The following is a 21,913-nucleotide window of genomic DNA, read 5'->3' on the forward strand; positions in this document are numbered from 1 at the left end:
AAAAGAGCCCAAGGGTCATGGGCTCAATGTCCGAGGCGCGCAAAGCGATGCGCACCTCGGACAATAAAAAGGTGAACTATGCGACTGCCTCGGTGATCTCGAGGCGCGTGAGCTCGGCATCGAGCAGAGCGATATCCTCGTCGCTCAGGCTCCACTCAAAGGCGGCGCAATTCTCCTGAGCCTCGGACACCTTGCGAACGCCGGTGAGCGCGGTGGAGACAAAGCTCTTCTGCGTGCTCCAGTTAATGGCGATCTGGGCCAACGGCTTGCCATACTTCTCGCTCAAGACGTCCATGGTCTTGAGGAACTCCTGAATCTTGGAGAACATAGGCTCCTGATAGAACGGATAGAAGGTAGCGCGGAAGTCCTTCTCGTCGAAGTTCGGCTTCTCGCGCACGGCGCCGGTAAGGATGCCTGCACCCAAAGAACCCCACGTCATGACATCGATGTCGTTCTCCTCGCACCACTTGAGGTCGGAGAGGGCAGACTGATTGACCATGGAGAACGGAAGCTGCACGATGTCGATATCGGCAACGGCGCTTGCGCGCTCGATGAGGGCCCTATCGGAGTTGCACAGGCCGAGCATGCGAACCGCGCCCTGCTCCTTGAGCTTGTTGACGCAAGCCATCGTATCCTCGATGGGAGTGCCCAGGTCGTCGGGCCAGTGCATGAGGTACATGTCGACGTAATCGGTGTTCAGGCGCTTGAGCGATGCGTCGAACTCGCGCAGGACCGAATCGGGACGGCTGCAGTGAACGCCCTTGCCGTTCTCGATGTAGGAGCCGTACTTCGTGGCAATCAAAACCTTGTCGCGGATACCCTCGATAGCCTTGCCAACGACCTCCTCGGAGTGGCCCTCGCCGTAGATGGGAGCGGTGTCGATCAGGTTGACGCCGCCATCGATCATGGCCTTGATTGCCTCGATGGAGTCCTGGTCGTCAATCTCGCCGTAGCCGCCGCCCATGCTGTTCTTGCCGCCGATGGCCCACGTACCGACGGTGATAGCAGAGATCTTCTCGCCGGATTTTTTCATTGTCTTGTAACGCATTGTTAGTCCTCCTGGCACTGGACGCTGATTCGATACATTCCGGGCTTGCATGCCTCTTCAAAGGCCTCTTGGATCTTATCCAGAGGAATCTTCTCCTCAACAAGCTGGGAGAAGTCGGCGGCGCCCATGTTGATCATCGAGGCGGCCTCGCGGAAGTCGACAGCGTCGGCACCGTAGGAGCCCACGATGACCATGCGGCGATAGTGCACGGTGTTGGGGTCGAGCTCCCACTTGGGCGCCGGGTATCCTGCTGCGAAGATAAGCAGGTGGGCGCGCTTCTCCTTGGCCATCTCGAGGGCCTGGGCATAAGCGCCCGAAGCGCCAACGGCGATGATGACGCCGTCTGCACCCTTGCCACCGGTAAGCTCGCGAACCTTCTCTACCGGATCGCACTTGGAAACGTCGATGGTCTCCAGGCCGAGCTTCGCTGCGGTCTCGAGCTTCTTGGGCATCATCTCGGTGATGATGACGCGGCAACCATGTGCCTTGGCAACCAGAGCATTGAGAACGCCCATGGTGCCTGCACCGATAACGACGACGGTCTGGCCGTACTCGATGCCAAAGCGGCGGAAGCCGGCGCAGCAGGTGCCCAGGGGCTCAAGAAGGGCGGCCACGGAAGGATCGATGCCCTTATCGATCTTGTAGCAGGCAACTTCCTTGGCAACGGCGTAGTTGGCGCAGCCGGCGTTGCCAAAATAGCCATCCGGGTTGGGGTGATCGGCGCTTTGCAGCTTGGTGCACTCGCTGGTGCGGCCCTCGCGGCTGGGCTCCGAATAGGGGTCGTACTGGTAACCGCTCGCGATGTAGTCGCCTACGGCAACGCTGTCGACCGCAGAGCCGACCTCGACCACGGTACCTGCCCACTCGTGTCCAAACACCAGGGGAAGCGGACGCTTGCGTGCGCCGTTAAAGGCACCGTATTCGGACGTGCAGATGTTATTCGCATCGATCTTGACCAAAACGTCGTGCTCGCCCAGCTCGGGAAGCTCGCGATCGATCACCTCTGCCGTCTCAACCGCAGTGAGTACAGCTGTTTTTGCTTTCATGGTTTCCTCGTTTTCAGTCGTTGGTATTGGTTATTACAGCCGTCGGTTATTCGGCGGCTCGAAAAGCGATGTCGGCGTGCTGCTTGGCGACAAGATCGAGCAGCATCCATTCGTCTTCGCCAAGCGAACAGATCTCGCGAGCGTAGGCGCGCACCGCCGCGTCGTCTTTAAGCTCCACGCCCTGCTCGGCTGCAAGACAATCGAGTCCGTAGGCGATACCGCGCGCGAGATAGAACGGGACGATTCCGTGCCGCAGGCACATCAGAGCCGGGCCAACGAAGCGGTTATCGTGCGACAGCTTCTCGTCGGTCTTTGCGATAACGCGATCGACCGGGTCTTTGACGTCGGCATCGAGCTTGGAGTAGATGAATTCCACCCACTCGGCGTCCTCTGCCGGATCAAAGGAGTACTCCTGTACGATGGCTGCGTGAGCTTCCTCGAACGCCGCGACGATGTTGGCGCGGATCCACGGGTCCTTGTGGCAATCGCAAATGAACTCGTGACCAGCGGCCTTGCCCATAAAGCCGGCCATAGCATGGCGCATATTGCCGCAATAGACCTTGCGGTAGATATGGCCTTGGGCGCCGCGGATGAAGGAGACGTTCTCGATCTGAAGCTGCGGGCCCTTCCAGGCATCCGCGTCGATCTCCAGTCCGGGATTCGCAGAGACAACTACCTGCCAGGGGTTGGCGTCTGGATCGCTCGGAATGCCGGCGGCGAGAACCATGACCTGGCAAACGCCCACATGCTCACGGAAATACGTGAGGTGTTCCTCGGCAAGCTCGCCCTCGATATACGAGACGACCTTTGCGGGAGCGCCCAGAGCATTCACGCACAGCAGGATATTGAGATCGCGCTCGTTCCCGGATGCATGGCGCTGGGAAACAGCCTCGGCGATGACGCGGGCAAGGCTCTTGAATGCCCCCTCGTACACACAGCACGCAGCGATGTCTACGCTCTGAAGAAGCGCGATGACCTCGGCGTCGGTGGTGCTATCGACGATATCGAAGTCGTCGATGCGCGTGGACTCGTCAACATCATGGCCGTCGGTTACTCGAACATCGTAGTAGCCCTGGGCCTCAAGCTTGCGCATGCCCTCCATGTACATGTCATACAGGTGCAGGCGGTATCCTGCGCGGGAGAAGAGCAAGCCCACAACTCCCCTGCCGATCTTTCCCGCACCGAGAATCGCAATCTCACGCGGGGATTCTTCAGTCGACATAAGATTCAGTCCTCCTTATGTCGCTAGGCGATGATGCCCAGGAGACGAAGAGCGACGCCGACGACAAGCAGGCCGAGCAGAAGAGGAATCACATTGACCTTCTTCTTAGCAAGCAGCCAGTAGCACAGCAGCACGAGGCCGAGCGGCAAGATCTTGGGGCACACGGCATCAAAGAGGCTCTGGACCGCGGTGGGGTCGCCACCTGCCGCGTTCGGGATGGTGAGGGCGCAGGAAAGGTTGACGTTGAACGCCGTCATGGCGCCGATGGCAGCAAGGCCGATAACGCTCGCAGCGTAGGAGATCTTCTCCATGATGCCCGAAGACTCAGCCTGCTCGAGCAGCTTAGTACCCATGCTGTAACCGCTCTTGAGCGACCACCAACGGCAGATAAACTGGGGAATGTTGAAGATCAACAGGAAGAGGATCGGGCCCAGGATGTTGCCGGCAGAAGCCATGCTGATCACGACGGCCGTTGCGATAACGCGAAGCGTTGCGTGGAAAAGCGTGTCGCCAATGGCGGAAAGGGGACCCATAAGAGCGGTCTTGATACCGGTGATCGTCGAGGTATCGAAGTCATCGTCCGCAGCGTTCTGCTCTTCCATGGCCAGGACGACGCCCAGAGGCAAACCGCAAAGATACGGAGTCACGTTGAAGTACTCGTTCATGTGACGCTGGTAAGCATCGATACGCTTCTCTTTGTTGTCCGCGTAGATCTTCTTGAGCGCCGGGATGATGGAGTAGGTAAATCCAGCATGCATCTGGCCCGGATAGTCGTTCATGCCATTGAGGTGGATGTAGCGACCGTAAATCTGCGTCAAGTCTTTGTTCGTAAGCTTGCCGTTCGTGGTCTGATTAGAACTCATTGTCATCACCTTCATCAGCAGTAGAAGTAGCGGGGTTCTCGCTGCGGCTCACCAGGATGAGCACGACAGCTGCAGTGGCCAGAGCGGTTACTGCGATTACGGGGAGCTGCAGGTAGGCAGCGAGGATGAATCCGATAAAGAACCAGGGGGCGAGCTTCTTGTCCATAATCATGGACAGCAGCAGGGCAAAGCCCACGGCGGGAAGCAGGTTGCCGCCGGATGCCAGGCCGTTAATCACATCGGTGGGGATAGCGGAGACTGCAGACTCGAGCGCGGTGCTTCCAAAGAAGACGGAAAGGAAGCCGATCAAGAAGTAGAGGCCAAAGGTGCCAACCCAGCTACCTGCCCAGAACAGGGCGCGGGCAGCCTTATCGTTATCCTTGGCAAGCTGCGCCTTCATCGCCTCGGCAAAAGCGTTGTTGATGAACTTGCAGAGCACGAAGGCAAAGCCACCGAGAAGTGCCAGGGGCACAGCGAAGGCGGTGCCCACCGCAGCGCCAGCGCCGGTAAGAATGGCAAACGCCGTCGAGACGCCAGCAGCGGTACCACCGTCGGGAGAAACCGCGGCACCAACCGGGAACGAACCGAGGAAGACGATCTCGAGCGTGGCGCCGATGATCGTACCGGTCACGGGGTCGCCCAAAACGAGACCCATGATGGCGCCCTCAACGATGGGGCGATTGAACATGCTGTAGCCAAAGAAGTATTCCATCTTGGAAAGACCGACTACCAAGCCAGCAAGCAGAGCTTGTACGAGCATTACCGTTCACATCCTTTCAGGACAGAGAGTGCGCGAGCAAGAACTTCGCGCGGGTTATTAAAATAGGAGGGACAGGTCATTTCGAGAGCGCAATCGCCGTCAAAACCGTGTTGGATCAAGGAGTTCACGATGCGTGCGGCGTCAAGGATGCCGTGCTCGTCTCCCCAGGCCAAATGTGCGAAAACGCTCGGGTCGAGATTTGTCAAGTGCACGTAGCCGATCTTTGTTTCGAACTGTTCGAGATAGTCCTCGAGGTCTTCTCCGGCGCGAGCAATCGTTCCGGTATCCAGCGTCACCTGCAAATTGGGACGGTCGATATCGGAAAGTGCCTGTGCCATCGAGCCACGATCGGTAAGTAGGCGATATCGCTTGGGCGTAAGGGTTTCCAGGCAAACGTCGATTCCCTGCTCGCCTGCGATATCGCAAATCAGCCCGATGCTTGAAACCATGTTGTCCCAAGCCTTTGAAGGAACTTCATCGAGCGAAAACCAGCCGCCGTTTATCGATATGCGAGAACAGTCCAACATTCCCGCCAGGCGAACAATTTGCCGATAGTAACCTTCTGTTAACCGCTTGATATGGCAATCCGAAGCCATGATGTTGTAAGCTTTTGGATTACCCTGTTCGGGGGTTAACGTGCGTACGCGCACCCTGTGCTTCCGGAGCCCATCAACAATTGCTTTAGCGTTGTAGATATCGTGAGCGTCGATATTCACGTGGTTATTGCACAACCACAAATCGATATCGCGTGTTCCCGTGGCTTCGATATCTCGCAAACAGGTATCGAAGCTCCAATAGCGCCAAATCTGGTTGGTGGGCAGGAAGCGCATGGAATTACTCCTTAAGCCTTGCCAACGCAGCCGAAGACATGCATGTAGTGCTCGAGCGCGGCCTTGTAGCCATCGGCACCGATCATGTCGTACTGCCAGGAGCTAATCTTCTTCTTATCGGGATCGACATCGGGCGCGTAGTCTGCCTCAATAGCCTCCTTGACCGCCATGTTGGAAGCCTGGGAGAGGTCGGTCCAGAGGTTGACCTTCTGAATGCCGCACTTGATGGCCTTGGCAATCAGATCGTCACCGGTACCGGAGCCGCCGTGCAAAACCAGCGGCACGTCGACGCTCTTGGCGATCGTCTCGAGCAGCTCGAACTCGAGATGCGGGGTGCCCTTGTAGGCGCCATGGGAGGTGCCGACGGCAACTGCCAGGCAGTCGACGCCCGTCTCCTCGACAAAGGAAACTGCCTCTTCAGGATGGGTCAGGCCAGCGTCACGGGTCTGCTCGTACTCGACGCCCTGGCCAACATGGCCCAGCTCGGCCTCGACGGAAACGCCAACGGCGTGGGCGATCTTCACGATCTCTTTGCTCTCTGCGACGTTTTGCTCGTAGGGAAGCGTGGAGCGGTCGACCATAACGGAGGAGAAACCAGCACGGATAGCGCGGATGAGGTGGTCGAACGGGCCGCCGTGGTCAAGGTTCACGGCAAACGGAACGCGCGGATACTTGCGCTCGTAGTAACGAGCGAGCTCGCCGACTTCCTCGATGCCAAAGACACCGGGGCAGCCAAGAATCACCGGGGCATTGAGCTCATCTGCAGCTTGCAGCGCAGCCTCGATAGTAAAGCGATTGTAGACATTGGGAGCGGGGATTCCGTAGCCGCCCTTTTTCGCTTCCTGCAGAAGCTCGTGCATCGGTTCCATCATGATAGGTTCTCCCTTTCTTTCTTAATGCGCATCGCGCATGTGAACCGCATTGAATGTGTGCGAGTGTCGTTACTTGATTACTTGTAGAGCTCTTTTTTCTCCGTTGGCACCTGGCGAATCTCGAGCTCGACGCCGTTTGCAGCCAGCTCGTGTAGCTCGTCCTCTTCCTCCGGAAGAAGGAAGATCGCCTGGCTTACCTGGCGAGCGCCCTCGCGATTCTTGATGCCACCAAGGTTGATGCTCTTGATCTCGGGCACGGCATCGCAGATGCGCTTGGCGTCGGCCACGCTGCCCGTGACGATGAACAGCTTGTACTTATCGGTAACGCCGCTCTGGAGTGCCTTGATGCTGTCGTCGATGGACTTGACGACAAGCTTCACGCCCTGGGGCTTTGCCAGACGCAGCGTAGTCATCTTGAGGCTGTTCGTCGTGGCCTCGTCGTCTGCCACAAGAATGCAGTCGGCACCGATGGACTTGGTCCACGAGAATGCAACCTGACCGTGAAGAAGCCTGTGGTCGATTCGGAACAACTTGATCATGGGTTTGCCTCCTAAAACTCGTTAAGCTCAGCCAGTTGGTCATCTGCCGCAGCTGCCGCCTTGGCTTCGACAAGCTCGTTGCACAGTACGATGTGCTCGCGAGCCTGCTCTACAATCGACGGCAAGTTCGCAGTCAGGTCCTCTGCGGGACACGTGACAACCTCGAACAAAAGCGCCAGATTAAGGCCGGTAATAAGATGGAAGTTGTACTTGTCGAGCAGGCCCATGAACTCGTTGTTCACCGAACCGCCCAGGATATCGGTCAGCACGACGAGCTCCGCATGCTCGTAGTCATGCTCGGAGACGATCTTCTCCAGCTTGTCTTGGTAATCGACACTCAAATCAACATATGCCGTGATGCACTCAACAGGAACAGCGTCGCCAAAGATCATCTTGAGCGACGAGGCGATGCCCTCCGAGAACATTGCATGCGTGGCGATTACGATTCGCTTCTCCACCGTTTTGCCCCTCCCAAATGAACCGAACTCGTAGTTACGGCCCCCATAGCTCGTAACCTCTTGTTCATCTGGTATGTACTATACGTCTATAACGTTTGTAATATTACACGCACCGCTCAGCGGTCGAATAAACGTGATGAACGGCGTGCGGACATCTGGGGACTCAAGAATCCTGTTTAACGAATCCCCTGCTAGATGGGTTATTTTTGATATAAAGAGACCCGGCCGCCGTAAGCAACCGGGTCTTGGAGCGATTGATTCGCCAAATTCCTTTGTTATATCGCGCGCTCCCCAGCGCGTTCTTTAGACAGCCTGCGCAAGCTTCTCGGCACGGTCGGCAGCGGCGAGGGCGTCAATCACCGTGACGAGCTGATCGCCCAGCAAGACGCCGTTATAGGTGGAGTTGAAGCCAATGCGGTGGTCGGTCACGCGGTCCTGTGGCTGGTTGTAGGTGCGGATCTTCTCCGAACGGTTGCCGTGGCCAATCTGGCTCGAACGCTCGGCACCAAGCTCGGCCTGCTGCTTTTCCAGCTCCATCTCATACAGACGAGCGCGGAGCATCTGCATGCAGACCTCGCGGTTCTGGATCTGCGAGCGCTGCTCCTGCGACTGCACCACGGTATTGGTGGGCAGGTGCGTGATGCGCACGGCGGAATACGTGGTGTTAACGCACTGGCCGCCAGGACCGGAAGCGCAATAGGTGTCGATGCGAAGATCGGACTGGTTGATCTTGATATCGATCTCGTCGGCCTCGGGCAGCACGGCGACGGTCGCCGTCGAAGTCTGGATGCGACCCTGGCTCTCGGTCTTGGGGACGCGCTGGACGCGATGCACGCCGGACTCATACTTCATAACGGAGTACACGCGATCGCCCGTTACCTTGAACTCGATGGACTTGAAGCCGCCGGCCTCGGACGGGCTGGAATCGAGCACTTCCATCTTCCAGCCGCGCGACTCGATAAAGCGCTGGTACATCTTAAAGAGGTCGCCCGCGAAGATGGCGGCTTCGTCGCCGCCGGCAGCGGAGCGAATCTCGATGATGGTGTCTTTGTCGTCGTTGGGGTCGCCGGGGATGAGCATGAACTTGATGTCTTCCTCAAGCTGCGGAAGCTTTGCCTCGTTCTCGGAGATGTCCATCTGGAGCATCTCTTTCTCATCGGCATCGGTCGCCTCGTGTAGCATCTCCTTAGCGGCCTCGATGTCGTCGAGTGCGCCCAGGTACTCGCGGGCGGCGCGCACAAGATCGGTTTGATGCGCGTACTCCTTGTTGAGGCGCGTAAATTCTTTGATGTTGGAGGCAACAGAGGGGTCTGCCAGCTTCTTTTCAAGCTCTTCGTAGGCAGCGATGAGCTTCTCGAGTTTGTCGCGCATGTGCGGCTCCTTTATTCCGTTATGGGGAAGTAAAAATCGACAGAGAGTAGCAGCCGCGGCAGCATGCCGCAGGCAATGGCAAAAGCAGCTAGAACATGTCGATCTTTTGGTACATAGACTCTCCTCGTGTAAACCTCCTCATAATACCGCGAAAAAACGGGCATCTCTGCAACATACATAAAACCGCTTTTACGCAAAAGGATAGGCGCGCCGCACCTAGTATCATGGGCTATCGGTACGCACGCATCGACCGGGAGCGCAAACATGCCAAACAATGATCGACCCATCGCCGAGGAAGGCGAGCTTTTTGCCACGCATATCGGCGGAGCCGCCACACTCGAGGGCGTGATGATGCGCGGTCGCGACCACTGGGCGGTAGCCGTTCGCTGCGAAGACGGATCCATCTATACCGAGGAGCACGACCTGCCTGCCCCCGAGAGCCGCTCGGCATGGACGAAGCTCCCGCTCGTGCGCGGGTGCGTCTCTCTTGTAAGTTCCCTGTCGCTCTCCTATAAAGCAATGGAAATCGCCGCCGAGCACGCCTTTGAAGAGGACGACGCCCCCGGCAAATCCTCGCCTGTCGGGAAATCATGTGCCGCCGAGTCGCCCGACAAGCCCGCGACGGCCTCCTCCACCGCCGACGCCTGCGCCCCAAGCCAAAACTCCCAGCATGACGAACAGACTTCCTCGGATGGATCCGGCTGGCAGTTTGTCCTCTCCACCGCGTTTGGCCTGGCCCTTGGCATGGGGTTGTTCGTTGCGCTGCCCGTTGGTCTGTCGAATCTTCTTATGGGGCCGCTTACCAGCGATAATACGGTTGCCTGGAACCTTTGTGAGGCGTTATTGCGCATTATAGTGCTCATCGCTTACGTCGGCGGCATCGGCCTTGTTCCCGACATGGCGCGTCTTTACGGATACCACGGCGCCGAGCATCAATCGATCCATTGCTTTGAGCACGGTCTGCCCCTCACGCCCGAAAACGCCGCCAAGTTCTCGCGCATCCACGTGCGCTGCGGCACCGCTTTTTTGGTCATGACCGTAATGGTTGCCATCGTGGTACACACGCTCGTGCCCGTTGGTGCCTGGGCAGACGGGCTTGGGCTTGTTGGTATCCTGCGCTCGCTTTTTGTCTTTGCCTCGCGCATCGCTATGCTGCCGCTCGTCGCTGGACTTTCTTATGAGGTCACGGTCAAGTGGGCAGGCTCGCACCCCGATAATCCCTTGGTGAAAATCGCCCTGTGGCCAGGCCTTATGATGCAAAAGCTCACGACGCGCACGGCAGATGAGGGAATGCTTGAGTGCGCCATCGCGGCCCTCAAACTCGTAGACGAGCACGAACGGAAGGCTCGATAGGGCGTCGACGGGTCTGTTGTCGAGGCAATCGGCAGGAAGAGGAGGGCGGCGTAGCATCGGGCGGGCTCACACCCCCGAGAGCGTCCTACATCAGAGAGGGCCCTACATCACTTTTCGTGACGCGACTCGAATCAGTGGCGGAAAATCGCGCATTCTGCAATGAGTGGCGGATAATCTAGCGTTTTGGAGCCGCTTTGGATCACCGAACGCTAGATTGTCCGCCACTCGATTCAAAATGTTCGAAAAGCCGCCACTCATTAGCATCAACAGGCGCAATCAACAGAAGTAGATGGTGGAAAAGAAGCGGCTACGGTACACGAAAAGCCGCCGATCATCGGCAATGTCGGCACCGTAGCCGCAAAGCACGCGAGCGCCCTGGCAGGATCAGGCATCCTACCAGGGCGTTTTTCTTTTCATTCTACAAAATGTAACAAAATAAACCCGTGGACTTTTGTCATGAAATTAGAATGCCGTAATGGTAAACGTTCGCTTGTCGGTGGCGCCGGGGGCGAGCAACGTGATGCCCTCCTTGTGCTCCAGCACGTCATCCTCGGTAGTCAACGTGGCGTGGCCCGTCCAGGGCTCGATAGCCACAAACGGTGCGTCGGGAGCCATCGACCATACGCCCAGATAATCGAATCCCGGAAAGTCGACGCGCACGCCATGGCCGCTGCGGCGACCGGTAAGCGACACGGTGTTGCCCGGCACGTGGTTAAACACCATGGTGTCGTAATCAAAGCAACTGCGCGCGAGCGGCAAGGTGTCGCCGCCATCGAGCACGACGAAGGTATCGGTTGGATCGGCCAGGCCGCCTTCCACAATCTTGGGGCATTCGGCGTGCCAGGGCTCGGCAAACGTAAAGTCATACTCGTCGAAGGCCTCGTCCGTTCCCTCGACGGGGATATTAAACGCTGGGTGACCGCCAACAGAAAACGGCAGCGTCACCGACCCCGTATTGGTAACCGAGAACGTCTGCGCGAGCGTCGCCTCGCCCACAAGGGCATAGGTCATGTTAAGACGGAAAGCATACGGATACTGCTCGCGCGTCTCGGAAGAATCGCACAGCTCAAACGTCGCCGACGTTCCATCGGCTGCAACGTCCACCACGCGGTGCTCGTAATTGCGCGCCACGCCGTGTTGCTTCATATGGCACGGCCCCTGCTCGGACATCGCCTCGCCATTACGGATATTGCCCACGATGGGAAACAGGATCGGAGAGGTGCGACCCCACCAACGCTCATCGCGCTGCCAGAGATATTCGCGATCATCAAAACGCATGCTCAAAAGCTGTGCGCCCATAGTGTCGACCTGAGCCGTACAGGTATCGTTTTTAATCGTGACGATTGCCATAGCCATCCTTTCGCCCGGTCGCTATTTGGCTTTAATCTGACTGACGATGTTGTTTTGGAAGAACGTGTCCTGGGCAAAGATCAAGTCGTCCGCGTCGGCGTCATCGTCCTTCATAGCAGCAAGGACGTCGTCATAGTGGACCGCGCCGCCCGTCTGCAGGTCCACGAGCTCGCGCGCCTCGTCGTACGTGTAGTAGTCGTCCGGATTGGTCGAATTCGTAATGTTGGCATATGCGATGATATACGAGTAGCGGTCGCACCAAACGTGCGCATAGCGGCCATTGGAAAGGCTTGCGTAACCCATCTGGGAAGTACCGATGTCTCCCATGGGGCCGTCACCTTGGGCGTCAACGAATATCGAGCAAATCGCGCGCTTGGGGTAATTCTTGGAGTACACAACCACGGAATCTCCCTCGTACTTAACGGTCACGCGACCATCCCAATAAGAAGGCAGCTCGAGGGTGTAGTCTGCGGTAGTAATGGTACGTGCAGCCCTGGCGTCGGCCTCCTTCTTGGCAGCAACGGCATCGTCACGGCGCTTGGTCGCGGCTGTCTTGAGCGCATCGGCATCGGGGGCGCCGTCGGTTGTATCCTTCGAGGCATACTCGTATGCCTTGTTGATCTGCTCGTCCGTCACCTCGAGGGCGTCGATGGGAGTGAGCTCAAAACCACCCCTACCTGTAGCATCGATCTCGGAGCCCTCCTCATCCTTCGCGGTAAACGAGACCTCTACCTGCGTGTTCGAGACGTTGAAAACGGTACCGTCGGCAGCGATGGGCGAAGAGGGCACCGAGAGCACATAGTTGCCCTGGCGCAGATTGATGCCGCGGCCATCGGAGGTGGCGTACTGGACCTCGTCGACCTTCTCACCCTTAGAGTCGGTTCCTTCGACGTGCACCGGCAGGCGCGAGGCCCCGGCCGAGGTATCCCAGCCGTCCCCACTCACCTTGATAACAACCACGTGCTCCGCCTTGGCGATAGCCTCGTCCTTCTCCCTTTGCGCCTGTTCGGCAGCCACTTGCTGCTGGTGTTGATAGTTGATGAACGCCCAGGTACCACCGCCAACCACGGCGATCGCGACAATAACGCCCGCCACGATAGCGGCAATCTTGCGAGGGTCCTTCTTCTTGGGCGCATTCGCACCGGCACGCGCCTTATCGGCAAGAGACTCGGGCGAAACCGGGCCGCTGCCCTCGCCCGAAGCGGGAGCAGGCTTGGGCATCAATGCGGTTTTATCAACCGGAACAGGGTCCGCCATGCCAAGGTCCGGCGTCACGACGTTGAGCGATTCATGAGCAGCAGCCGCATCGGCACGGTATTGCTCGGCATCTGCATCGGGCTGCTCAAAGGTCAAGGCGCGCGTCTCGATTTCGCCCTCTGTCTGAGAGACGTCTGAGGCATCGGCCTTCGATCCGCACTGCGTGCAGAACTCGGCGCCATCCGTCAGCGGCGCGCCGCAATGCGGACAGACCGGATCGGGCACAGGCTCTGGCTCGGACCCATCCGCAGTCGTGAGCGCGGCGTCATCGCCTGCCTCGAGACGTGCCCCGCACATGGTGCAGAACTCAGCGTCTGCCGGAATGTCGTTGCCGCAATGCGGACAAACGCGGGCGGAGGGGCGCAGCATCGACGATGCGGCAGAGGCCTCGACTTTCGCTCCGCATTCGGTGCAAAACATCGAGTCGTCAGCGATTTCGCTATGACAATGAGCACAAATCATGAGCGCATCCTAACCTGGACGTTTTCCATATGGGCAAAGTATAAGCCCACGAATGGGATGCGCTCGTCATCATTTACAGGGCAACGGGGATCTGAATGCAGCAAAAATCTTCCTGATGCTCCTCGTTATATGAGGTGGCATCCATATAACTAAACCCGTGGGCTTTTGTCATGCTTATCGTCTGCGACATCGATCGAATGTCTACGCCAAGCGGGACAAGACCGGGCATGGTCTTGTCCCGCTTTTTGCTGCGCATGGTTTGACATAGCCCGCGCGTCCCATCACCATACCCATGGACAACACGCATGAGAGGAACCACCCATGGCAGCAGCTCAGCCGCAAAAAATCAGAATGATCGCCGGTCTTGGCAACCCGGGCGAGGAGTATGCGCAAACGCGTCACAATGCCGGATTCAAAGCGATTGACGAGCTCGCTCGTCAGGCAAACGTGACGTATTGGAAAAACCAGGCCGGAGCCGAAGTCGCCTCCATCAAGGTTAACGATGCCGAGGCTGAGGGCGGCAAGCGCGAGGTGATCCTGGTAAAGCCCCAGTCCTACATGAATACGAGCGGCGGCCCCATCTCCAAGCTCTGCGCGCAGTACAAGGTGAGTGTCGAAGAACTGCTGGTGATCCATGACGAGCTGGACATCCCCGCAGGCGACGTACGCATCAAAGTGGGTGGCGGGCATGCCGGTCACAACGGCCTGCGCTCGATTATCGACAAGATGGGCAGCCGCGACTTCAGCCGCGTGCGTGTGGGCATTGGCAACCCTCCGGGACGCATGCCGGTGGCAGATTTCGTGCTCAAGCAGCTGCGCTCCCGCGAGGCGGAGGATTTTGACGAGACCACGGTTCGCGCCGCCGAGGCCGCGGCAACCGCACTCACCCGCGGCGTGATCTTTGCGCGCGACCACGTGAACGGCGCCGCCGCCAGCAACGGAAAGCACTAGGCAGCCTCCACGCTCGGTCTTCTGCACAGTCGTCATCATCTTCTTTTGTTATCCCTGTATAACTTTCTCGGTTGAAAGGTCTCCTTCTCAAGTATTATTAGTTAGTCTCTACTAACTAATATCGAAACAGGAGAAGGAGTTCTATGAAAGCACCATCGAGGCGCATGCCGGGAGTACTTGCGGCAGGAGCCGTCGCCCTTGCCGTTGTGAGCGGAACCGCAGGCGCAGCGCTCGCCCTCCCTACGCCCGCCTTTGCGGCAACGACCTCAGCAAGCGAGCTTGTTGTCGATGACAATTACCCCTCCCTTTACGGCTGGATCAACAACAAGCTCAACGACGCAACGAGCATCAAGATCTCGACGAGCGCTTGCGGCGTCTCGGACAATGGCAACGGCACGACCGTCATCCCAACCCAGGTTAAAAGCATGACCGGCTGGCAGCAGTCTTTTTGGGAGAGCGAGGGCAAGGCGTATGATCGCCAGCTTGGCTATGCAAGCAGCTACGAGACTCTCACCTTTGCCTCCGGCTCCACCACGACGCTCGACCATCTGACGCTCAAGCTTCTCGATGATCACCTGGTTATCCCCGCAGGCGCAAACATCACATTCAAAAACTGCACGTTCACCGGCCGCGTTAAGATCGAGACGGACGGCAAGGCGACCTTTGAGAACTGCACGTTCAAAACGGCGACCATCCTGAATAATGGCCAGGCAAGCTATACCGGAACGACAAAGGAACCCGTCAACAAAGGCAAAGCCCAAAGCAGCTTTGAGGACCTCGGCATCGTTGCGAGCAAAACCACCCTCAACGACGCCGTGCACGGCCACGCGTTCCAGGACAAGGTTAAGCTCACGCTGAGCGGGACCAATGCGAAGAAGGCCACGATCAGCGCCAGCATCGACCAGGCCGATTCGGGGCTCACCGCCTCTGTAGACGGCAGCACGGTCACGATTTCCGGTACACCCGCGGCATTCGGAACCTACACCGCCACCATCACCGCTGTCGCCCCGGATGAATCCGGGAACGGTACGCAGAGCAAATCCGTAACCGCAAACATCACGGTGCACCAGAATTACACCTTTACGGTGGAAGGAACCCTTGACGCCGTTCGCACGGGACAGGGCGACTACCAGGACAGCTCGAACCACGAGCTCACCGTCTATGTCACCGACGAGGCCGGCAACAAGCAAAGTTACTTCGACTTCTCGTCCACAACAGAGGGCAAGGCGTATTCCCTCAAGCCCCAAATCTCGCCCGAAGGCACAGGTCTTTCTGCCACGCTTTTCAACGCCGGCGGCAAGGCGACCGTCACGCTTTCCGGCACGGCGGGAGCCGCGGGCACCTACCAGGTTGGCGCCACAGCAACGCTCGGAGACTACACCTTTAACACGAACACGGTAGAGCTGCGCATCTATAGCGGAAACGAAACACTCGCAAGCCAGATTGCCGCACTCTCCGGAAACCCCGACAGCTGGGATATGGAGCCCTACGAGATCGACCGCAGCGATAACGCAACGATTCCCACGTGGCTGCACCACATCTACGGCTCCCACACAAGCGGCCTATACGGACAAATCGGCAACGCAACCGATGCCGCGGCAAGCGATACCCTCACAATCCCCGCTGGGGCCGACGTCACGCTCGAGAACATCAAGATCAACAGCTCCGTCAAGATTGTCGTGGAAAAGGGCGGCAAGTTGACGCTCACCGACTCCTGTGCCTTTGGCCCCATTGAGGTCAACGGCGGCACGCTCACGCTAAACCGAAGCTCTTCCGTCACGAATACCATAACGCTCAACAACGGCTCCACGCTCAAGGATTCCGAGGTCGTCTCGCACGCTCAATTCCTCACAGACGGCCGCAAGCCGACGCCTGCCGCACCTGCGCAGGTAGTGACCGCCAACGGTATCGTCACCTTTGAGGGCACCAACATCATCAAGGCCGACCAAAGCCAGATCGGCCTCAAGGTCACGGGCACCGTGCAGATTCCTGCAGGGTCCAATCTCACGGCGACCGGCGGCAACGGCGGCACTGCGCCCGGCAATGCCGCAAGCGCCATCGAGCTCGATCACGGCGCTATCACCGGAGCGGGAGCGCTTACGGCAACCGGCGGTTCCTACGAGGTCGGAGGCAACGGCGTTCCCGCCACAGCGGTTACGGGAACGGGCATACTTTCGACAGGCACGCTCACCCTCACCGGAGGCGACGCCGATACCATCTACAACAGCGCAATCGACGGAGCCGACGCAGGCGTAAAGACCGTCACCGTTACCACCAAGGCGAACAAACGCCAGATTGCAGGCGGCAAGGGCGTAAACGGTGGAGCCGACGGCAAGGGCGAGGAATCCCTCACCATTGACGACTCCGACCATAGCTCGGACTCGGCTCCGACCGATAAGCCCAACAACAACGCAAATGCCGATGCGGGTAAGAACGGCACCGCTGTAAAAACGGAAAAGCGGACAAAGGGCAAGAATGCACTTCCTGCCACGGGAGACAGCGCGGCTTTAGCGGCAACGAGTGCATGCATCGCAGGAATTACCGCCGCAGCGGCAGGATTAACGCTCGTGCGCAAGCGCAACAAGTAACGCATCGTTCGCACGCAGATACAAGTTCACGAAGCGGCCCCGTCATGGGGCCGCTTCCTTTTGCGGACATGCCACCCCTAACACACGAATCGAGCCCTGTCTCCAACCCCTCGTCAACCCTTACCGTTGACGGCAGCGTTGCGCGATAAAGCACCCGGCAAAGCTATAATTGAGCGCGGTATGCGCAAAGGCTCAAGATGCCAGTGGGCCAATCGCCCGGCCCTCATTTGTACACGCATGCCACCGCAACACAGTTGCAATTGAAAACGGCGGTTACCTGCGTATTTCTTCCGTTTTCACAACAACAGAGAGGGGTTCTATGTACAAGATCCTTGAGAAGACGCAGTTCTCGGAGAAGGTGTTCAAGTTCCGCGTCGAGGCGCCCGCCATGGCCAAGCATGCACATGCTGGTCAGTTTTTGATGGTCCGCGCCAACGAGTGCGGTGAGCGCGTGCCGTTCACCCTTGCGGGCTGGAATGCCGACGAAGGCTGGGTCGAGTTCATCTTCATGGTGATCGGCAAGACCACCGAGATGCTATCTGCCTACGAGGCCGGCGATGCCTTGCGCGACGTCACCGGTCCCCTGGGTGTTCCCACCGAGATGCCCGACGGCCCCTGCGCCGTTATCGGCGGCGGCGTTGGCCTGGCTATCGCCTTCCCCGTGGCCAAGCATCTGATCGAGACCGGCCACGAGGTGCACGCCATCATGGGCGCTCGCACCAAGGACCTGCTGCTGCTCGAAGATCAGTTCCGCGAGCTGCTCGACGACGAGCACATCCACATCACCACCGACGACGGCTCCTACGGCGAGCAGGGTGTAGTCACCGCTCCGCTCGAGCGCCTGCTTGAGTCCAAGGCCGTTACGCAGGTCTTCTGCGTAGGACCCGTGCCGATGATGAAGTTCTCGACCCTCACCGCCGAGAAGTACGGCACCCCCATCACCGCCTCCCTCAACCCCATCATGGTTGACGGCACCGGCATGTGCGGCTGCTGCCGCGTCGAGGTCGACGGCAAGACGAAGTTCGCCTGCGTCGACGGCCCCGATTTTGACGCCACGAAGGTCGACTGGGATGACCTTCGCGCACGTCAGGCTGCATACCGTACCGAGGAGGGCCAGTCCCTCAAGGCCTATGAGGAGGGGAGCTGCGCATGCCACAAGTAAATGGCCGTTTTGTTCCTGATATGAAGTCGCCGCGCACCCCGGACAACGAGGAGCCGGCAGCCGAGCGCGCATGCGATTTCCGCCCCGTCGACAAGGGTTTCACCGAGGAAATGGCACTCGCCGAGGCCGAGCGTTGCATGGATTGCAAAAAGCCGTTCTGCGTCGAGGGCTGCCCCGTTAACATCAACATCCCCAAGTTCATCGAGCAGATTCGCGAGAAGAACTACGGTGGCGCTCTGGACACCATCCGCGAGGAGTCCATGCTCCCCGCCATCTGCGGCCGCGTGTGCCCGCAGGAGAACCAGTGCGAGGGCAAGTGCATCCGCGGCAAGAAGAGCGAGCCGGTGGCTATCGGCCAGCTCGAGCGCTTCGTGGGCGATCAGCCCGAGCTTGCCTCCAAGCCGGCCATGAAGCCCAAGAACGGCAAGAAGGTCGCCGTCGTGGGCTCCGGCCCCTCCGGCATCACCTGCGCGGGCGAACTTGCCCGCAACGGCTTTGACGTCACGGTATTCGAGGCGTTCTTCACCGGCGGCGGCGTGCTGGTCTACGGCATCCCCGAGTTCCGTCTGCCCAAGGCGGTTGTCAAGCGCGAGATCGACGGTCTCGAGGAGATGGGCGTCAAGTTTGAGTACAACTCCGTCGTAGGCAACATCGCCACGGCCGAGGAGCTGTTTGACGAGGGCTTTGACGCGCTCTACATCGCTACGGGCGCTGGCCTGCCCAAGTTCCTCAACGTCCCCGGCGAGAACCTGCCCAACGTCTTCTTCGCAAACGAGTACCTCACCCGCGTGAACCTTATGAAGGCAAACAAGTTCCCCGAGTACGACACCCCCACCAAGCACGGCAAGAACGTCGTGGTCTTTGGCGGCGGCAACGTGGCCATGGACGCTGTCCGTACCGCCAAGCGCCTGGGCGCCGAGCGTGCGATCATCGCCTATCGCCGCACCGAGGACGAGATGCCCGCCCGTCGCGCCGAGCTGCACCACGCCAAGGCAGAAGGCGTCGAAGTTATGCCACTCGTCTCCCCGCTCGAGTTTATCGCTGGCGAGGATGGCACCGTGTGCGCCGTCAAGGTCCAGAAGATGGAGCTTGGCGAGCCCGATGAGTCCGGCCGTCGTCGTCCCGTGCCTATCGAGGGCGCTATCGAGGAAATTCCCTGCGACGTTGCCATCTCGGCTATTGGCACCAATGCCAACCCGTTTGCCTCCAAGATCGGCGGCAAGATGGAACTCAACAAGTGGGGCTACATCATCGCCGACGAGGAGACCGGTCAGACGACCGATCCGCGCATCTGGGCCGGCGGCGATATCGTGACCGGTGCCGCCACGGTCATCTTGGCCATGGGCGCTGGCAAGAAGGCCGCAGCCTCCATCACCAAGAGCCTGCTGGGCGAGTAATCGCCTACAGCGCTAGCCATTAAACGGCAAAGTCCCCGTCGAGCACACGCCCGGCGGGGACTTTTTATGCCAGCTGCCAAAACCTAACGCTTGCGGCGCTTAGAAACCGCATACCGGCGACAATCAGGATAGCGCCGGTAACGCCCATGGCGGCGATTGTCATAGCCGCGTCCTCCCCTGTAGCGGAAAGGTCATCTGTAGTCGCCTTGGGCGCGCTGCCCTTAGCTGCCCTATTTAAAGAGAATCTCAATCATGATCTCCAGGGCCCGAACTGCCGTAGCGGGCTCCATGGAGGGCTTGACCTCACCCGCTATCGCCACCTGCTCAGGACATTGCGGGACATGGATGAAGTCGACCAGCATGCCAGGATACCGCTGCTGCACAAAATGACGCACGCTGTAGAACAGATCGTTGCAGCAATACGTGCCCGCAGAATAAGAAACCGCCGCAGGTATACCCTGCTCGCAGCACGCCTTCGCCATGGCGTAAACCGGTGCGGAGGCAAAGTAGGCATCGGGAGCCCCTGCAACCACAGGCTCGTCGCACGGCTGGAACCCTTCGTTATCCGCAATGCGCGCGTGACGATGATTGATGGCCACATACTCGGGCGTTACCTGCGCACGACCCGCAGCAACGCCTGTGCACAAAACGGCATCGGGCTGTTCCCGCTCAATGAGTTCTTCGACAATCCGTGCGGCATCGCCAAACACAACAGGCACGCACTTCGCCACAATATCGATGCCCGCCGTGCGCTTTGGCAAGCGGCGCACGGCTTCCCATGATGCATTGATGCTGTCTGGCCCAAATGGCTCAAACCCCGTAACGAGAACTTTCATCCAATCCCCTTCGAAAAAAGAAAAGACGCCCTTCGCGTAAGAGCAAAGAGCGTCCCCATTCTAGGTGATATGCCGATATGCAACACGAGGTCTATTCGGCAGTCTCCGGAGCAGCAGGTGCACCCTCAACCTCGGCGGCAACGCGTGCCACGGCTTCCTCGCACACGCCAAGCTCGCGCAGCTTATAGCGGTATGCAGAAGCGATAACCTCGACGCAGCCTTCGCGACCAAGTTTGGCACGATTGACCACAATGTCTTTGCCGCTCGTCATCTTCCATTTGCCGCCCGAATAGCGCTTGTAGAACGCCTCGCGCATCTTTTGCATCTGTTTGACGAGCTTGGCGCCCTTCTTCTTGTTAAGGCCGCGCTTCTTGCGCACAATCTCGACACGGTCCTCAAAGGGAGCCGTCACCAGCACGGCGATGTGATTGGGATTGTTGCGCAGCAGGTAATCGGAAAGACGGCCCTCGATAATACAACTGCGCGTAGCACCCAAATCGACAATCACCTGCGACATGGATTTGAACAGTTTGTCCGAAAGCGAGCGCGAATCCACACGATCGGGCAAAAAGGCCACGTTGTCCATAGCAAGCTGCTCGTCGTAGGCCGCCATCTTGTCGAGCGACTCTCCCTCACGCAATGCGGAGCGAACCAGCAGCTCGTTGTCATACAGAGGAATGCCCAGTTCACAGGAGAGCATCTTGCCAATCTCGTGACCCTCGGCACCAAAATCGCGAGCGATGGTGATAACCACCGGCTGTCCCGCTCGCGTAGCCTCACGAAGAGCACGGCGCTGATCGATCTTGTCCTTGATAACCGCCATCGGTCTTCCCTTTCACATACGAGAGGAGCCTAAACCCAGGCCCTTCGGGCAAATCATCCAGTCAAAACGCTCGACTACGCAGCAACAACGCGACGCTGATATGCGCGGACGATGAGCGAAATGCCAAAGTTCAGCACGAAGTATAGCGCGAAGGTAAAGCCGTAGAGGGCAAGTACCTGCGAGAGGTCGGAAGTCTGAGCCATAACGACTTTGGTCGAATACATGAACTCTGCCACGTTGATGCCGGCGAGATACGACGAGTCCTTGATCACCGTGGTGCACTGGCTAAAGAGCGCCGGGATGATGGTCTTGAACGTCTGCGGCAAGATAATCAGGCGCATGGTCGAGAAGAATCCAAAGCCCTGCGACTGCGCAGCCTCAAACTGGCTTTTAGGAATCGCGTTAAATCCGCCACGGATAATCTCGGCCATAACCGCCGAGGTAAAGACGGTAAACGCCAGCACAGAGATCATGACGTCGTTGCCTTTGACCGTAAAGTAGATAAAGAGAATCCACAGCAGGTTAGGCGTGCAACGGAACAGTTCGATATAGGCGCTCACCAGCAAAGAGAGCGGACGCAGCTTGCCGGTGCAATACTGCTTGACCATGGCGAGCACGGTGCCAAAGATAATCGAGAAGATAATAGCGAAGAAGGAAATCTCGATGGTCTTGGCAAAGCCGAGCATGATGAAGCTCAGGTTGTCTGCATTGAAGATCTGCATCTC

Annotated in this window: 20 protein-coding genes; 5 read left to right on the forward strand and 15 right to left on the reverse strand. The window is 58.6% G+C overall.

Features of this window, described 5'->3' with window-relative positions; all coding sequences use genetic code 11:
* Positions 1-76: 76 nt before the first annotated feature.
* The 10 genes from HF320_RS07220 to prfA form a co-directional block, all read right to left on the reverse strand.
* A complete protein-coding gene (locus HF320_RS07220; RefSeq protein ID WP_075844162.1) occupies positions 77-1,048 on the reverse strand; it encodes an aldo/keto reductase in 972 nt (323 codons plus the stop codon).
* A gap of 2 nt (positions 1,049-1,050) precedes the next feature.
* Positions 1,051-2,094 carry a zinc-dependent alcohol dehydrogenase gene (locus HF320_RS07225; protein ID WP_040219482.1) on the reverse strand — a complete coding sequence of 348 codons (1,044 nt, stop codon included), beginning with the start codon at positions 2,092-2,094 and terminating at the stop codon, positions 1,051-1,053.
* Between the two features lie 46 nt (positions 2,095-2,140).
* The gene (locus HF320_RS07230; RefSeq protein ID WP_169277730.1) at positions 2,141-3,316 is read right to left on the reverse strand and encodes a mannitol dehydrogenase family protein; all 1,176 of its coding nucleotides are present in this window, start codon (positions 3,314-3,316) and stop codon (positions 2,141-2,143) included.
* 23 nt (positions 3,317-3,339) lie between these two features.
* Positions 3,340-4,179 (reverse strand): PTS system mannose/fructose/sorbose family transporter subunit IID, encoded by an 840-nt coding sequence (locus HF320_RS07235; RefSeq protein ID WP_169277731.1) that lies wholly within the window; start codon positions 4,177-4,179, stop codon positions 3,340-3,342.
* Positions 4,169-4,939: a PTS mannose/fructose/sorbose/N-acetylgalactosamine transporter subunit IIC gene (locus HF320_RS07240; protein ID WP_169277732.1), complete on the reverse strand. Its 771-nt coding sequence runs from the start codon at positions 4,937-4,939 to the stop codon at positions 4,169-4,171. Before HF320_RS07240 ends, HF320_RS07235 begins: the two co-directional genes overlap by 11 nt.
* Entirely contained in the window at positions 4,939-5,769 is an 831-nt protein-coding gene (locus HF320_RS07245) for a sugar phosphate isomerase/epimerase family protein (RefSeq protein ID WP_169277733.1), read from the reverse strand. Before HF320_RS07245 ends, HF320_RS07240 begins: the two co-directional genes overlap by 1 nt.
* Before the next feature lie 11 nt (positions 5,770-5,780).
* The gene (locus HF320_RS07250; RefSeq protein WP_022386355.1) at positions 5,781-6,641 is read right to left on the reverse strand and encodes a class II fructose-bisphosphate aldolase; all 861 of its coding nucleotides are present in this window, start codon (positions 6,639-6,641) and stop codon (positions 5,781-5,783) included.
* 77 nt (positions 6,642-6,718) lie between these two features.
* On the reverse strand, positions 6,719-7,180 hold the full coding sequence (locus tag HF320_RS07255) for a PTS sugar transporter subunit IIB (protein WP_022386356.1): 462 nt from the start codon (positions 7,178-7,180) through the stop codon (positions 6,719-6,721).
* Between the two features lie 11 nt (positions 7,181-7,191).
* Positions 7,192-7,638 carry a PTS sugar transporter subunit IIA gene (locus tag HF320_RS07260; RefSeq protein ID WP_040219491.1) on the reverse strand — a complete coding sequence of 149 codons (447 nt, stop codon included), beginning with the start codon at positions 7,636-7,638 and terminating at the stop codon, positions 7,192-7,194.
* Positions 7,639-7,941: 303 nt separating this feature from the next.
* Positions 7,942-9,009 carry a peptide chain release factor 1 gene (gene prfA / locus HF320_RS07265; protein ID WP_169277734.1) on the reverse strand — a complete coding sequence of 356 codons (1,068 nt, stop codon included), beginning with the start codon at positions 9,007-9,009 and terminating at the stop codon, positions 7,942-7,944.
* Positions 9,010-9,273: 264 nt separating this feature from the next.
* Between prfA and HF320_RS07270 the strand changes: the two genes are divergently transcribed.
* Positions 9,274-10,362, forward strand: a complete 1,089-nt coding sequence (locus HF320_RS07270) for a DUF1385 domain-containing protein (protein WP_169277735.1) — start codon at positions 9,274-9,276, stop codon at positions 10,360-10,362.
* A gap of 462 nt (positions 10,363-10,824) precedes the next feature.
* Here the strand turns inward: HF320_RS07270 and HF320_RS07275 are convergent, their stop codons facing one another.
* Together HF320_RS07275 and HF320_RS07280 are read right to left on the reverse strand one after the other, a co-directional pair.
* Positions 10,825-11,712: an aldose 1-epimerase family protein gene (locus tag HF320_RS07275; protein ID WP_169277736.1), complete on the reverse strand. Its 888-nt coding sequence runs from the start codon at positions 11,710-11,712 to the stop codon at positions 10,825-10,827.
* A 21-nt stretch (positions 11,713-11,733) separates the two neighbouring features.
* On the reverse strand, positions 11,734-13,431 hold the full coding sequence (locus HF320_RS07280) for a zinc ribbon domain-containing protein (protein ID WP_169277737.1): 1,698 nt from the start codon (positions 13,429-13,431) through the stop codon (positions 11,734-11,736).
* A gap of 321 nt (positions 13,432-13,752) precedes the next feature.
* Here HF320_RS07280 and pth point away from each other — a divergent pair, with 321 nt between their 5' ends.
* The 4 genes from pth to gltA all read left to right on the forward strand — a co-directional run bounded on the left by pth (position 13,753) and on the right by gltA (position 19,529).
* Positions 13,753-14,382 carry an aminoacyl-tRNA hydrolase gene (pth, locus tag HF320_RS07285; RefSeq protein ID WP_195906619.1) on the forward strand — a complete coding sequence of 210 codons (630 nt, stop codon included), beginning with the start codon at positions 13,753-13,755 and terminating at the stop codon, positions 14,380-14,382.
* Positions 14,383-14,525: 143 nt separating this feature from the next.
* On the forward strand, positions 14,526-16,970 hold the full coding sequence (locus HF320_RS07290) for an autotransporter outer membrane beta-barrel domain-containing protein (RefSeq protein WP_169277738.1): 2,445 nt from the start codon (positions 14,526-14,528) through the stop codon (positions 16,968-16,970).
* A gap of 319 nt (positions 16,971-17,289) precedes the next feature.
* Positions 17,290-18,132: a sulfide/dihydroorotate dehydrogenase-like FAD/NAD-binding protein gene (locus HF320_RS07295; protein ID WP_169277739.1), complete on the forward strand. Its 843-nt coding sequence runs from the start codon at positions 17,290-17,292 to the stop codon at positions 18,130-18,132.
* Entirely contained in the window at positions 18,120-19,529 is a 1,410-nt protein-coding gene (gltA, locus tag HF320_RS07300) for an NADPH-dependent glutamate synthase (protein WP_022386249.1), read from the forward strand. The genes HF320_RS07295 and gltA overlap by 13 nt, the downstream gene beginning before the upstream one ends.
* A gap of 230 nt (positions 19,530-19,759) precedes the next feature.
* Here gltA and pcp read toward each other — a convergent pair whose 3' ends face one another.
* The 3 genes from pcp to HF320_RS07315 all read right to left on the reverse strand — a co-directional run bounded on the left by pcp (position 19,760) and on the right by HF320_RS07315 (position 21,910).
* A complete protein-coding gene (gene pcp, locus HF320_RS07305; protein ID WP_169277740.1) occupies positions 19,760-20,365 on the reverse strand; it encodes a pyroglutamyl-peptidase I in 606 nt (201 codons plus the stop codon).
* Between the two features lie 91 nt (positions 20,366-20,456).
* Positions 20,457-21,188, reverse strand: coding sequence for a cytidylate kinase-like family protein (locus HF320_RS07310; protein ID WP_169277741.1), 732 nt, complete (start codon positions 21,186-21,188; stop codon positions 20,457-20,459).
* A 74-nt stretch (positions 21,189-21,262) separates the two neighbouring features.
* Positions 21,263-21,910 carry an amino acid ABC transporter permease gene (locus HF320_RS07315; RefSeq protein ID WP_138377674.1) on the reverse strand — a complete coding sequence of 216 codons (648 nt, stop codon included), beginning with the start codon at positions 21,908-21,910 and terminating at the stop codon, positions 21,263-21,265.
* Between the last annotated feature and the right edge of the window lie 3 nt (positions 21,911-21,913).

The organism is Collinsella acetigenes (assembly GCF_012844445.1).
GTDB classification, from domain to species: domain Bacteria; phylum Actinomycetota; class Coriobacteriia; order Coriobacteriales; family Coriobacteriaceae; genus Collinsella; species Collinsella acetigenes.